We start from the raw sequence: 14,729 nt of genomic DNA, 5'->3' as shown, positions 1-14,729 counted from the left end.
CGTTACTCAGCGTCCGGGAACCACTCTTGCAGCAGATCGCGTGAGCGTTCGAGTTCTTTCTGCCACGTGTTCACGCCAACCACCGTCGGCTTGAGCAATATCACCAGCTCGGTTTTTTCTGTCAGTTCGCTGGTACTGCGGAACAGATGTCCGAGTGCGGGGATATCGCCCAGAAATGGTACTTTTGACACTTTATTGGTGGTGTTGGTCTTCATTAGACCGCCAATCACGACCACATCACCGTCCTGCGCGCGAATCACCGAATCCGACTCACGAATCGAACTGCGTGCCAGTGGCAGGGTAAACGTGCTGTCGTTATAGGTGATCTCTTTATCCTGTTGCTCGACCTCAATTACGCTGGGATGGACATGCAACAAGACGTTGCCTTTATCGTCGATCTGCGGCGTCACATCGAGAGAGATACCGGAGAAGAACGGCGTCAGCTCTACGTTCGGCGCCGCCTCGGTATTATCGCCCGAACCGACCACACTACTTAGGTCGGTCACGTAGTACTCATCACTGCCGACTTTGATCACCGCTTTCTGGTTATTGGCTGCGGTCACACGAGGACTGGAGAGAACATTGAGGTCGCCTTGCGTCGACATAAAACTCAGTACCGATTCAAAACTACCGTCGGAAACGGTGATGTTAGTCTGACCCGAAAGCAGGGTTCCGATGGTATCCAATCCGGGCAAGGTTGAAGTCGCCGCACCGATGCGATCGATGACCACTTTGCCGTTGCCCATCGACATATTCGACCAGTTGATACCTTGTTGATAGCCGTCGGTCAGCGTTACTTCCAGAATTTTTGCCTCCAGAATCACCTGACGCTGCATGCGTTGTTGTGACACGTTAAGGAACTGGCGCACCTCGCGCACTTCATCCGGATAGGCCCGCAGAGTCAGCACTCCCGCTTGCGGCGTCACCACCACACTCTGCCCGCGGCCGCTACCAATCAAGCGCGAGACGGCTTTCTCTAATTGAGGCCAGAAGTCACTCTCGCTCAGTGTCTCAATTTCCGTACCGCCACGTGCCGTGGTGGTGCTATTCGAACTGCTGTTGTTACTTGAGCTCGATGAGGTTGAACTCGATGAACTGGTGTTATTGGAACTGGTGTCAGTGTTGGTAATCGTGCCCGTGGTGATCGCCGTCAGCGAGCGCCCGCTGCGCTTAAACTGCAGGTAGTCCACCGGAATAGTCACGGTGCGCAAGCCGGCCGGATAAACCTGAATGACTTTGCCGACTTTTTCAATGTCATAACCGTACAAGTCACGCACCACGTTCAGAGCTTCATCCAACGTAACGTCGGTCAGATTGACCGTAATCCGCCCTTCGACAGCAGGATGAAGCGCCACACTGTATTCGCTGTTTTGCACCAGGCTGGCAAAAAACGCCTTAGCGTCAACGTTGTTCGCCTGAATACGAAAACGCTTGAGGTGCGGCGTTGCGTTAGCATTGGTTTCATTCAAATCCGGCATGAGATCAGCTTCCACAGAGGCTGGAAGCTGATCCAGGTTGCGGCTGTTGGCATCGTTGATCGACTGATTCAGCGATTGCTTGACTTCCACAGGATCACGATGCCCCATAGAACAGCCCACTAAGGTGGTGATCATCACACCGATAACCAGTTTACGCATATGCACATTCATACCTTAATTCTTGATATTCAGGGAGAAAAGCTCAAGCTCCCAACGCTTGCCACCACGAGTCAACGTCACCGTTGATTCCGTCACGCCAGCCACATGATAGCCACGAACCGTTTGCCCTACCGTCACAACCTGGTCACTGAGAATCGCTAAGCATTGCTGCTGGCACACAATACTTTGCAGCTCAGGCAATGGATGCTGACGAGCCGTCTTCTGCGCCTGACTGGGCGCGTAGCCTAACGGCGCAGTCGGGTCTTCTGCCGCGAAGGTCAAACCGCTGATCATGAGCGTACTCAGTAGGATGCCAACTTTAGCCACCGATGAACTCCTCTCGCAATCCCAATGTATAGACCTGTAAAATCAATCTGGCCTGAGGATAGGTTTCGACCTGATACTTGAAACTGCGCCAATAGTATTTCACTGGCAGGCTTTCCAGCGCGAGCAGATAATCCCGAATCGCGAAATAGTTGCCAGTCAGCTCAAGGCGCACCGGATGCACATAGTACTTAACTGCACTCGAGTCTTCTTTCGAAGGGACGATGGGTTCAGCAGGCAATGACTGCAGGCTAATCAATTTCAGCTTGGTGCTGTTGTCGAGCACTGTTTGCAACAGCGTCGCCATCTGTGTCGGAGAAACTAAGGTTTCAGTAGAGTTAGCCAGCTCCATAGACAGCGACTGACTCTGTTCCTGCAGCGTTGCAAACTCTTTATCGATGCTCTCATCCGGATTCTTTTTCAGCGCGACCTGCAGCTGTTGAATAGTCAGTTGCGCGCTCTGGTTCGACGAGGTGAGCCCTTGCAACCGGGTCTGCTGCTGCCCATATTGAGCCACCAGCGGATCAACCAGCAGGGTCAGAGAAATAAACACTACCGCCACTAAACCACACAAACTAATCAGCAATTTTTCTCGTTGAGAGCGTTTAGCGAATGCGTCACTCCAGACATTCCAGCGCTGTTTCATCGCTTCGCTCCTTGTTTGGTTTTCAATTCAAACGTCACCACATCTTCGTCATTACGGCCGATGACCAGTTGATCGAAACTGCGTCCAACCAGGTGCAACTCGCTCTGAAACTCTGCAATCCAGTTCGGAATCACTTTCGCTTCGCGTGCCAGCCCCTGAATGTCAAAGCGCTGCTTATCCATTTCAATTTGATTGAGTGAAATATCGCGACGCGCCAGCTTAGCCAGTGCATCCATGACTCCGGAATACCCCACTTGCAGAGAATGGTCAAAATCACTGATGGCATTGAGGGAAGCCTGCTTGGCTGCAATCTCTTTTTTCAGTCGAGCCACGGCGGCCACCTTGCTTGCTGACGGCTGATGCCGATCCACCAGCTTCTTCAGATCGCTGACTTGCTGGCTCAGCTGAGCAGCCTGTTGCTCAACGCCTGCTAATGCTTCACCCTGCTTTACGATATTGAAACGGTAGATGCCTGAGACCACCAGCATTAGTGCCAATGCTACGCCCCAAACACCGATCACAGCAGAGAGAGAAAAGTAATCTTTCTTCGGTCTCAGGTGATCCTGATAAAAATTGAGCGTATCGCCCGGTGCCATTGAGGTGTGTTGTGCCAGCACCTGTCCGGACAAGGCCTGAGCGCCGTCATTCGACAGCGGAGAAACCTTAACACTTAACCGTTCGTTTAATGCTTGCACCAGCTCGACATGATCTTCGTCGTCACAGCATACCTTCAGCTGATGCAGCGCCACGCCTTTGAGCTGAGAAGAGAGATAATCAATCGAACGTTGCAGCTCCAGAGCCAGCCCGTCCAACTGCAACGCGGAACTTGCGACCCCCGTGATCGGTGCAACGACACCTCTCAGTGTGCGCTGAAAATGACACTGCTTGTCAACGAAAGCATCCAGTTTAAAGTGGCCGCCTTTGCTGCGTTGCAACAACAGAAAATGCGACTGTTCCGGTAAGCAATGCGCCCACACTTCCTGCTCCGGCAGCAGGCGCCCCAGTTCACAGCCGAGACTTTCCAGCAATGCAGCCACTTCCAATACCTGTTTGCGTGCCATCACGTAAGCCTGGACTTTACTGCTTCCCGTCAACGGATGCGCATCCGCCACGACTTCGGTGACTTTCTCGCTGATCAAATCTTTGAGTAAGAATGGCAGCGCTGCTGGCCACTCTTCACGCGGAAGTGCTGGTTTTTCAATCTGGTAGCTTTGATAAAGCTGGGAATGGAGCACGACATCCACGGTGACGCCTTTGGCGCCACTCTGTTTCAAGGCCTGAATCAGGGCTTGGGGCCACGAGTGATTCGAGAGTGGGTAGTGTTCCGGTAGGGAGAGCTCAGCCGATGAGGAAAAATAGATTGAGTCCGGCTGAACCACTGCGAAAATTGAGCGGCTATGGGTTCTTTTGTGTGTCAGTTTCTTTATCAGAGCATCAATTTTCATTCGTCATTTACTTCGTTCGCCAGCGATTACGTTTGCCCGGTTTGACGTGGGTTTCGGCTGGACTTGGCGGTGCGGGCAGCAAAGCCTGCTCCGCTTCAAACAATCGCCCTTGGCCTCCATCGACACCTAACGACAACAGCGTTTGCCATTCTGTCTCATTTTCGACCCCGACCGCGATGACTTTTGTCTGAGTTCCACCGCAAACACCAATCATACTGCGTACAAACAGCTGATTCTCATGACGTTGGTCGATATTTTTGATCAGGCTTCGATGCAGCTTCAAATAGGTAATGTTGAGGTCTTTAATGTAGTGCGTCGCGACTATGGTTCGGCCAGCCTGCCCAACCACCAGCTCACAACCTAAGCCTGCCATCATCTTCAGTACCGGGCGCATGTAGTCAAGATGTTGTACCAGATGACCTTCGGCAAATTCAAACGACAAACGTGAGCGTAAACTGTGTGGCAATTGCATCAGTTCATTGCGGAACCAACGCAGGTAGCGCTTATCCGCAAACGGAGTCACGTACATATTCAACGAATAATTCCCGGTGAACTCTGGAATCTTGAGCAGTTGCAATACGCGGGTGAAAACAGCCCGATCCAGCACCATTTCATAGCCGACAGTTTCCAGAGCCGAGCTGAAACGTGACGCTTTGAGTATGCCTTGTTCAGGGTCGTAGATGCGAACAAACAACTCATTGTGGGCCAATGTTAGTCCATTCAAGGGCTTGGTTAAATAGCACGGTTGCCGGAAAAGTCTGATTTTCTCGGGTGTAAGACATTGATCGAACAGCGATCTCCAGCGAACACTGCCTCGTTCGTCTTCCACTTTCGCCACTTTTTTAAACCGGCTCCAGGCGTTGCAGCCTTGCAGCCCAGCGCTTTTAAGTGCGGTTTCCGCTTCATCGATCACCCGGCCACGACGCTCGCCTTCCTGATACATGCTGACGCCAATATGGAACCAGTTCTCGGCATCCAGTGGATGAGGCGGGGAAATACGCTCAATGAGTTTGAGACACTGAGTCGCGACATGGGCGACATCTTTTGAACCCTGATGAGGCATGAATATCGCAAACACCGATTCATAGTAGCGCGACAAAATGACATCCGGATAACGGGCAATGACATTGGATATACACTCGCCAACTTCCACGACAAATTCGTCGATGGTGCGCTTATCCTGCTCTTCGCGCGCCACATCCAGCTCATCAATACGAATCATGATCACACCGCCACGAGCGCCGCTCTCCAGCAATGCCGATTCGAGTTTACTGTCAAACAATACGCGGTTTGCAGCCCCCGTCAGTTGATCCAAAAAGGTCTGACTGCGGATAAAAGTATCAAACCGGCTGCGCTCCTGACGGGCATCTTGCAGCTCTTCAATCAGCACATCTAACGCTTCGCTGGCGGTATAAGGCCATTCGCGTTCATCCCCCTTGGCAAACTGCTCCACTCTGCCAGCGAGAATCATACGCCCACGCTCTTCGAGTAATTCTGAGCCCAATAACTGCTCTCTCAGCCACTTCACACCGCGAACCAGACAGAACACAATCAGCGCCACAGCGAGAGAAATCGACCACATTGCCCCCATCGAATAACCATATCCGAGGTAAGGTGGCACGGCTTTGAAATGCACGGAGTAACCCTGATTGCGAGCCAAAGGTAAATCGATCGAGTAAAGGCGATCCGGATCCGCTTTGGATGAGGTGTCTTTAAAGCGATAAATCGTTCCCGCTTGAGAAGAGAGCTGCATTTCAACAATATTGGATGCCTGCAACATTTTCGGCATCCAACGCTGCATGGAATAGGCGGCGTCTGGATCTTCCAGCTCTTTATCCACTACTTCCACGATCCCTTGCAGATAATGGTTGAGATATTCCTGTCCCATGCGCTGGAATGAAAGCGTTCCGCCGATGAACAAAATGAACATCGCACTGGTAACGATCAGCGTGACAAACGCGACTAAACGCGTACTCAATTTAAGAGTCGGGGTATACCGCATGAAACTGAATTCCCTTCCTATTCATCGGTTGAGGAAACAAGACCCGGTCGGGTTTCAAACACTTAATGGAACAGTTGGATAGTTAACTATATAAAAAAGCCGCGAATTTCGCGGCTTTTTTCAGAAACGGAACGCTTAGAATGGGATGTCGTCATCAAAATCCATTGGCGGTTCATTGTATTGCGGCTGAGATTGCTGCGGTGCCTGCTGCTGCATTGGTTTGTGCTGCTGCATGGCTGGTTGTTGAGGCTGTCCCCAACCGCCTTGTTGTGGCTGGTTCATACCGCCACCCTGAGCAGGCATGCCACCTTGCTGACGGCCACCGAGCATCTGCATAGTGCCATTGTAGCCCTGTACAACGATTTCGGTTGAGTAGCGGTCCTGACCGCTTTGATCTTGCCACTTACGTGTTTGCAGCTGGCCTTCGATGTAAACCTGAGAACCTTTGCGCAGATACTCACCTGCGACTTCTGCGAGTTTTCCATACAGAGCGACACGGTGCCATTCTGTTTTCTCACGCTGTTCGCCGGTTGCTTTATCACGCCATGATTCTGACGTGGCTACAGTGATGTTCGCAACTGCGCCACCGCTTGGCATGTAGCGAACTTCCGGATCACTACCCAAGTTGCCAACCAAAATTACTTTATTCACGCCACGGGTTGCCATTTTTTGCTCCGTTTTCAAATAGGTTTTTTGAAATAGTCGGCAAGGATAACATGCTTTGAAGTGTGTACCAATCACTCAACAAATGTGTTCTTTGTCCGCACGCGTGAATGCCCTTCAATATCACGATTTTTTCGGCTCAGTTCGATGTTTTTTATCGCTGACAACCTACTCATTTACTTCGCATATTGAGACATCACGCAAACGCTCAGTATAAATTCGCCTCCATAAATATTTTTCGGCATCGTGCATTTATCCAAACGACTATCACCCTGAATTGAGACCATGCAACGAGCTAACTACGCCCGAACCATATATTACCTCTGTCTGGATCAGACAGCTTCCGCGCCGCCTGTCCTGCAATCGGCTTTCGACCTACTGGCAATTCCGGTTCCCCAAATCGAACCGGAGCAGTTACTGCAGGCCTATCAGGCTGACAAACATAAAATCCTGTTACTTAATTATGACGAACATGACGCAATCCGCCAGCGGCTGGCACCACTGCGCCTGACCAGTCCGCATCTGGAAACCATTCTGTTTCAAGTTGGCAAGCGTTTGTGTACCGACGACCTGCTCAGTTTCGGCAACCTTAAAGGCTTATTCTACCAATCCAGCGAGCCTGAACAGATTGCGCGTGGACTGGCAGAAATCATCAACGGCCAGAATTGGCTGCCTCGTCATGTCAGTAGCCAACTGTTGCACTACTATCGCCACATTTTTCAGAATCACCATACCAAGGCCACCATCGAACTCACCACGCGAGAACTACAGATTTTGCGCAGTCTAAAAACGGGCGCATCAAATATGCAGATGGCAGAAAGCTTATTTATCAGCGAATTTACCGTCAAATCTCACCTCTATCAGATATTCAAAAAACTTTCGGTGAAAAACCGCACCCAAGCCATCGCCTGGGCGAACCAAAACCTGCTCTCATAATTGAGGTTATCAGCACATTTTCTGGACCCGGCCTGAGAATGTGCTGAAGTTCACACCCGGAACATGATAAAGTGCCTCCCATCTTTGCTCCCCAATATGCAAATCAAAGAAAAATAGGGCTTTAATTATGATTAACAAATGCCTATTCCCGGCAGCTGGCTACGGCACACGTTTCTTACCGGCCACCAAATCCATGCCTAAAGAGATGATGCCTGTCGTCAACAAACCCCTGATTGAATATGGCGTCGAAGAAGCGATTCAGGCGGGCATGACGGGTATGTGTATCGTCACTGGCCGCGGCAAGCATTCGATCATGGATCACTTCGATATGAACTACGAGCTGGAACACCAGATCCGTGGTACCAACAAAGAAGAGCTGTTGGTTGATATCCGCCAGATCATCGATACCGCACAATTTACTTACATCCGTCAGCGCGAAATGAAAGGCTTGGGCCATGCGATTCTGACTGGTCGAGAACTGGTTGGCGATGAGCCATTTGCTGTGGTTCTGGCTGATGACCTGTGTGTGAACGAAGAGCAAGGTGTATTGGCGCAAATGGTTGCCCTGTACAAACAGTTCCGTTGCTCAATCGTTGCCGTTCAGGAAGTCCCGGAAAATGAAACGCATAAATATGGTGTAATTTCTGGTGAGATGATCAAAGACGATCTGTTCCGTGTCGATGATATGGTCGAAAAACCTGAGCCGGGTACCGCCCCTAGTAATCTGGCGATCATCGGTCGTTACATTCTGACTCCGGATATTTTTGAACTGATCGAAAATACGGAACCGGGCAAAGGTGGCGAAATTCAGATCACGGACGCTCTGCTGAAACAAGCACAAGCGGGTTGCGTTCTGGCCTACAAATTCAAAGGCAAACGCTTTGACTGTGGTAGCGTAGAAGGCTACATCGAAGCAACCAACTACTGCTTTGAACATCTGTATCAGAAAAACGAACAGAAAGTTGAACTGGCTAAGCACTCCACCAAGAAAGCTTAATCTGCCTTAGTTTCAGAACGATAAAGCCATCTTTTAAGATGGCTTTATTTTTAACTGTTTTTTTATCCAGTACTTCTTTGCACAAATCTCACTCTATGTAATACTTGTTCGACTTGGTATGACATAGAGCAAATCTGATGGACAAAATCGAAGTACGTGGTGCTCGTACCCATAACCTGAAGAACATCAATCTGACGATTCCGCGCGACAAACTGATTGTGATCACGGGCCTATCTGGTTCGGGTAAATCATCGCTCGCGTTCGATACTCTGTATGCCGAAGGGCAACGCCGTTACGTCGAATCCCTGTCAGCTTATGCGCGTCAGTTTCTGTCATTAATGGAAAAGCCGGATGTGGACCATATTGAGGGTCTATCACCAGCAATTTCTATTGAACAGAAATCTACCTCCCATAACCCGCGTTCGACCGTCGGTACGATTACTGAGGTATACGACTACCTGCGTCTGTTATACGCCCGCGTTGGTGAACCACGTTGTCCGGAACACAAAGTGCCGCTGGCCGCGCAAACCATCAGTCAGATGGTGGATAAAGTGCTGGAGATGCCGGAAGGCTCCAAGCTGATGCTGCTGGCCCCTATCGTGAAAGAGCGCAAAGGCGAACACGTTAAAACTTTGGAAAATCTGGCCGCGCAAGGCTTTATTCGCGCCCGCATCGATGGGGAAACCTGCGATCTTTCCGATCCACCGACACTGGAACTACACAAAAAACACACCATTGAAGTGGTGGTGGATCGTTTCAAAGTACGCAGCGATCTGCAGCAACGCCTGGCTGAATCGTTTGAAACCGCACTGGAACTGTCCGGCGGGATCGTGGTGGTGGCACCGATGGAAGGCGATGGTGAAGAACACGTGTTTTCAGCCAATTTCGCCTGCCCGCATTGTGGTTACAGTATGCGAGAGCTTGAACCACGTCTGTTCTCATTCAACAACCCAGCAGGCGCCTGCCAGACTTGTGACGGTTTGGGGGTTCAACAATATTTCGATCCGGACCGGGTCATTCAGGATGCCAGCCTGAGTCTTGCTCAAGGCGCCATTCGTGGTTGGGATCAGAAAAACTACTATTACTTTCAGATGCTGACGTCGCTGGCAGATCACTATGGGTTTGATCTGCATACGCCATTCAACAAGCTGCCAAAGAAAACACAGGAAATCATCCTGCAAGGTTCTGGCCGCACGGAAGTCGAATTCAAATACATTAACGATCGTGGTGACATCCGCGTCAAACGTCATCCGTTTGAAGGCATTCTGAACACACTGGAACGTCGCTACCGTGATACCGAGTCGAGCTCAGTACGCGAAGAGCTAGTGAAATACATTTCCAACAAACCGTGTGCAAGCTGTGAAGGGACTCGCCTTCGTCTTGAAGCGCGCAACGTCTTCGTGAATGACACCACTTTGCCGCAAATCGTCGAGCTCAGCATCGCCGATGCTCTGGCTTTCTTTCAGACGCTGAGTCTGGAAGGACAGCGTGCACAGATTGCCGAAAAAGTGATGAAAGAGATCAACGATCGACTGCAATTTCTGGTCAACGTCGGTCTGAACTATCTCAATCTGTCGCGCAGTGCGGAAACGTTGTCTGGCGGTGAAGCGCAGCGTATTCGTCTGGCAAGCCAGATTGGTGCCGGTCTGGTGGGCGTGATGTACGTACTTGATGAACCGTCAATTGGTCTCCACCAGCGCGACAACGAACGCCTGTTGAAAACCCTGAATCATCTGCGCGATCTGGGTAATACCGTTCTGGTGGTTGAACACGACGAGGATGCGATCCGCTTGGCCGATCACGTGATTGACATCGGTCCGGGTGCGGGTGTGCATGGCGGATCCGTCGTCGCAGAAGGCACAGTGGAAGAAATCATTGCCAACAAAAACTCGCTGACAGGCCAGTATCTGAGCGGCGTTAAAGCCATTGAGGTACCGAAGCAGCGTGTACCACGCGATGCCAAGAAAACGGTTGAACTGATCGGTGCAACCGGCAATAACCTGAAGAACGTCAATCTGTCGATTCCGGTGGGCCTGTTCAGTTGTATTACCGGGGTATCGGGTTCTGGTAAGTCGACGCTGATCAACGATACCTTCTTTAATATTGCGCACATTGCGCTGAATGGCGCGACCACCTCGACACCTGCACCGTACAAGTCGATCAAAGGTCTGGAACATTTCGATAAAGTGATCGATATCGACCAGAGCCCAATCGGTCGTACGCCACGTTCAAACCCGGCCACTTATACCGGGATCTTTACTCCGATCCGCGAACTGTTTTCCGGCACGCAAGAATCTCGCTCACGAGGTTACAAACCGGGTCGCTTCAGTTTCAACGTTCGTGGTGGGCGTTGTGAAGCCTGTCAGGGTGACGGGGTGATCAAAGTGGAAATGCACTTCCTGCCGGATGTGTATGTACCGTGTGATGTATGTAAGGGCAAGCGCTACAATCGCGAAACGCTGGAAGTGCGTTACAAAGGCAAAACCATCGATGAAGTGCTGGAGATGACCGTGGAAGACGCGCGCGAATTCTTTGAGCCAGTACCGGTGATCGCCCGTAAACTGCAAACCTTGATGGATGTTGGTCTGTCTTACATTCGTCTTGGCCAGTCCGCTACGACTCTTTCCGGTGGTGAGGCGCAGCGGGTGAAACTCGCTCGAGAACTGTCCAAACGCGACACAGGCAAAACACTGTATATTCTGGATGAACCAACCACAGGTCTGCACTTCCATGATATTCAGCAACTGCTCGATGTATTGCATCGCCTGCGAGATAACGGCAACACCGTGGTGGTGATTGAGCACAACCTGGATGTCATTAAAACCGCCGACTGGATTGTCGATTTAGGCCCTGAAGGCGGACAAGGTGGGGGAGAAATCATCGCCCAAGGTACACCGGAAGATGTGGCGCAGGTCGAAGGATCGCATACGGCTCGCTTCCTTAAGCCTATGTTGAAATAGAAAAAAGCGGTAAAGTGACGAAACCAGCGGTCTGACGCTGGTTTCTTTTTTCCATTTGGTTGTGAGACGTTATGGCAACATTGTTACTGAGTGGCACTCAACTGGAACCACAAGCGCCCAGTGTTCCGTTGAATAAACCTTTTCTGATTGCGTTAGGCTGCGTGTACTTGCTCGCGATGCACTTTTTTATGCCCAATCCGGGCGGTGCCGGATTAGCGCTGTCATTCAATGCCACCACCTGGCTAGTGCTGAGCTTTGCCCTCGCCATTGGCCTCTATCAGCTCGCAACCTATCGCAAACTGCGTTATTCCAAACTGACGGTGGTGTTTTTGATCAGCAGTGTGATCATGACTCTGCCGATGTTTTACTCCAACGCCTATTGGCAAGGAGCATTGAGCCGCATTACCGGACTGTGGGCCGGATTGCTGCTATTTGTGGTGCTGCAGCAGTTCTATTTCAGTAATAAGCATAAACAGCGTCTGCTGTGGTACATCGTTCTGGCCTGTCTGATTGAAGCCGCCTTTGGCTTGTTCCAGTACTTTGAACTCAAACCGGGCAATATCTTTGGCTACAATACGATAGCCAACCGACCTTACGGCATTTTCCAGCAACCTAATGTGATGGCGAGCTTCCTCGCGACAGGACTGGTGCTGTCTGGCTACCTGCTGGCCCGTCAGCCGAAGAAATACAACAAACACCTCAGCGAAGTCAGTTTGCTGTATCTCACTCCGGTGATGACGCTGCCGCTGTTAGTCGTGCTGGCTTCTCGTACGGGTTGGTTATCGGCGCTATTAGGTATCGCTCTGATCCTGCCTTATATCTACCGTTTTTCACCGCGTCAGCGATTTATCAACTGGATTCTGGCCAGTATCGCAGGTTTGTTGATTGGTTTTGCCGCCTTACAGGTTGGAAATAATGGTCAGCTTGCGGCCGACAAAGCCGATTTAAACAGTCCGCGGCGCTACACTTTTCCGCAAGCGCTGGATATGCTGATTGAAAAGCCCTTTACCGGCTACGGCTACGGGAACTTCGAAGCCAAATATATGCTCTACACGGCTCGTCAGCACCAGCTCAACAGCAATTATCATCCTGGCCTGCCATCTATGGACCATCCGCATAATGAAACGCTGTACTGGGGTGTAGAAGGTGGCCTGCTGCCGATTCTGGGTATGGCGATTGCAGCCGGATTCGTCTTAATGCGTATCCGGTCCGCTAAGAAAGGCACCCGACTGGCTATGTTTGCTCTGTTGTTACCCATTACACTGCACAGCCAGCTCGAATATCCGTTTTACCACTCAGCCATTCACTGGATTACGTTTATTATTCTGTTGTTTTGGATCGATCAACGGGTCGCCAAATATCGCTTCGCTCGTTTTAGCAAGTTCAGTAAATCCGCACTGCGTATCGCCAGCATACTGCTGCCGTTTCTCACAACGATCTACATGCTCAGCGCTCTGCACACCAATTACGTGCTGACGAAGTTTGAGACCTCACAACCCAGGGATCCGGAAATTCTCAACAAAGTGACGAATCCGGTCGTCTGGCAAGATCGTTACGACTGGGATGTTTACAGTACGTACCTCAATATCGGTTTGTACAACCAACAGCCGCAGTATATTCAGCCCTACATCGATTGGTCATTGGCAATCATCAAACACAAGCCACGCCCGGCGTTTTACAACAATCTGATCCTTGCATATCAGGGATTAGGCGATCATAGCCGCGCTGAACAGATCCGCACTGAAGCTGAATTTCTGTTTCCGGATAAAGAGTTCGCCAACGTGCAATATGTACCGCCTTCGAGCGCGGTCTCGACAGCTCAATCGTACGAGGAGAGCGACGAGGAATAAAAAAGGTGGCTCCGGCCACCTTTTTTATTGTCACTTATTGCGTCAGCGCTTCTTCCAGGGCTTTGAGACACAAGGCTATATTTTCTGCTCTTGCACCATAGCCCATCACGCCTATGCGCCACGCTTTGCCTGCCAAAGCCCCCAGTCCTGCACCAATCTCTAGGTTGTATTCATTGAGCAGATGGGTGCGTACCGCAGCGTCATCGACACCTTCAGGAATGTACACCGCATTCAGTTGTGGCAAGCGGCTGGCTTCATCCACCACAAACGTCAGTCCCAACTGCTCCAAACCTGTTTTGAGTTTATCGTGCATCTTACGATGACGAGCCCAAGCATTCTCCAACCCTTCATTTTTCAGGATCAACAACGCTTCATGCAGCGCATACAGACTATTCACCGGCGCCGTATGGTGGTAGCTGCGTTTACCCTGCCCGCTCCAATACCCTAAAACCAAGCTCTGATCGAGGAACCAACTCTGAATAGGTGTGGTGCGTGACTGTATCTTCTCAATCGCTTTGACTGAAAAGGTCAACGGAGCAAGGCCCGGAACACACGACAAACACTTCTGGCTACCGGAATACACCGCATCCAGTTGCCATTCATCCACCAGCAAAGGCACACCACCCAATGACGTCACCGCATCAACAATTGTCAGCATACCATGCTGTTTCGCCAACGCGCCCAGCGCCTTGGCATCACTGCAAGCACCGGTAGAAGTCTCAGCATGTACGAACGCCAGAACTTTGGCATCCGGATGCTGCGCAATCGCCGCGGACACTTTCTCCACCGAGACAGGTTTACCCCATTCATCATCCACAACGACAACTTCGCCACCACAACGCACGACGTTCTCGCGCATACGCTCACCGAACACACCGTTGCGGCACACAATCACTTTGTCACCCGGTTCAACCAGATTGACGAAACACGCTTCCATCCCCGCGCTGCCCGGTGCGGAAACCGCAATGGTAAAGTCGTTTTCAGTCTGGAACGCGTATTTCAACAGCTGTTTGAGTTCATCCATCATCCCCACAAACAGTGGATCCAAATGGCCCACCGTTGGGCGACTGAGTGCCTGCAGAACCTGCGGAGAAATATCCGAGGGGCCAGGGCCCATCAGAATACGATGTGGGGGAATGAAACTACGGATAGTCATAAATGCTCCTTGCTTGGGGGGGATGAAAAACAAGGGTAATCGAAATCCCCCAACGCGACAATTCGACTGAGGTCTAGAGGTCGAACCAGCGTCACATTCACTGAATAATTATT

At 50.9% G+C, this 14,729-nt stretch carries 11 protein-coding genes; 4 read left to right on the top strand and 7 right to left on the bottom strand.

Going from position 1 to position 14,729, the window contains the following annotated elements:
- Nucleotides 1-2: 2 nt before the first annotated feature.
- The 6 genes from mshL to LGV68_RS10055 all read right to left on the bottom strand — a co-directional run bounded on the left by mshL (nt 3) and on the right by LGV68_RS10055 (nt 6,720).
- Nucleotides 3-1,637, bottom strand: a complete 1,635-nt coding sequence (gene mshL, locus LGV68_RS10080; protein WP_020433239.1) for a pilus (MSHA type) biogenesis protein MshL — start codon at nt 1,635-1,637, stop codon at nt 3-5.
- Nucleotides 1,638-1,652: 15 nt separating this feature from the next.
- A complete protein-coding gene (locus LGV68_RS10075) occupies nt 1,653-1,931 on the bottom strand; it encodes an MSHA biogenesis protein MshK (RefSeq protein WP_172560579.1) in 279 nt (92 codons plus the stop codon).
- Nucleotides 1,932-1,956: 25 nt separating this feature from the next.
- Nucleotides 1,957-2,607, bottom strand: a complete 651-nt coding sequence (locus LGV68_RS10070; protein WP_252536680.1) for an MSHA biogenesis protein MshJ — start codon at nt 2,605-2,607, stop codon at nt 1,957-1,959.
- Nucleotides 2,604-4,052 carry an MSHA biogenesis protein MshI gene (locus LGV68_RS10065; protein ID WP_252536678.1) on the bottom strand — a complete coding sequence of 483 codons (1,449 nt, stop codon included), beginning with the start codon at nt 4,050-4,052 and terminating at the stop codon, nt 2,604-2,606. The genes LGV68_RS10070 and LGV68_RS10065 overlap by 4 nt, the downstream gene beginning before the upstream one ends.
- 7 nt (nt 4,053-4,059) lie before the next feature.
- A complete protein-coding gene (gene csrD, locus LGV68_RS10060) occupies nt 4,060-6,054 on the bottom strand; it encodes an RNase E specificity factor CsrD (RefSeq protein ID WP_020433244.1) in 1,995 nt (664 codons plus the stop codon).
- Between the two features lie 135 nt (nt 6,055-6,189).
- Nucleotides 6,190-6,720 (bottom strand): single-stranded DNA-binding protein, encoded by a 531-nt coding sequence (locus tag LGV68_RS10055; RefSeq protein WP_020332215.1) that lies wholly within the window; start codon nt 6,718-6,720, stop codon nt 6,190-6,192.
- A gap of 282 nt (nt 6,721-7,002) precedes the next feature.
- On the opposite strand from LGV68_RS10055, the gene LGV68_RS10050 reads away from it, so the two are divergent.
- The 4 genes from LGV68_RS10050 (at nt 7,003) to LGV68_RS10035 (ending at nt 13,460) form a co-directional block, all read left to right on the top strand.
- Nucleotides 7,003-7,653: a LuxR C-terminal-related transcriptional regulator gene (locus tag LGV68_RS10050; protein WP_158125687.1), complete on the top strand. Its 651-nt coding sequence runs from the start codon at nt 7,003-7,005 to the stop codon at nt 7,651-7,653.
- 127 nt (nt 7,654-7,780) lie between these two features.
- Nucleotides 7,781-8,650 carry a UTP--glucose-1-phosphate uridylyltransferase GalU gene (gene galU, locus LGV68_RS10045; RefSeq protein ID WP_020433248.1) on the top strand — a complete coding sequence of 290 codons (870 nt, stop codon included), beginning with the start codon at nt 7,781-7,783 and terminating at the stop codon, nt 8,648-8,650.
- A 137-nt stretch (nt 8,651-8,787) separates the two neighbouring features.
- The gene (gene uvrA, locus LGV68_RS10040; protein WP_203345004.1) at nt 8,788-11,610 is read left to right on the top strand and encodes an excinuclease ABC subunit UvrA; all 2,823 of its coding nucleotides are present in this window, start codon (nt 8,788-8,790) and stop codon (nt 11,608-11,610) included.
- A 71-nt stretch (nt 11,611-11,681) separates the two neighbouring features.
- A complete protein-coding gene (locus LGV68_RS10035) occupies nt 11,682-13,460 on the top strand; it encodes a PglL family O-oligosaccharyltransferase (RefSeq protein WP_252536676.1) in 1,779 nt (592 codons plus the stop codon).
- Between the two features lie 34 nt (nt 13,461-13,494).
- On the opposite strand, the gene LGV68_RS10030 is transcribed toward LGV68_RS10035, so the two are convergent.
- Nucleotides 13,495-14,616 (bottom strand): alanine--glyoxylate aminotransferase family protein, encoded by a 1,122-nt coding sequence (locus tag LGV68_RS10030; RefSeq protein WP_020433253.1) that lies wholly within the window; start codon nt 14,614-14,616, stop codon nt 13,495-13,497.
- Nucleotides 14,617-14,729: the final 113 nt, after the last annotated feature.

The organism is Vibrio sp. LQ2 (assembly GCF_023920125.1).
Classification (GTDB): domain Bacteria; phylum Pseudomonadota; class Gammaproteobacteria; order Enterobacterales; family Vibrionaceae; genus Vibrio; species Vibrio fluvialis.
This window is presented reverse-complemented; position numbering and strand designations above follow the sequence as displayed.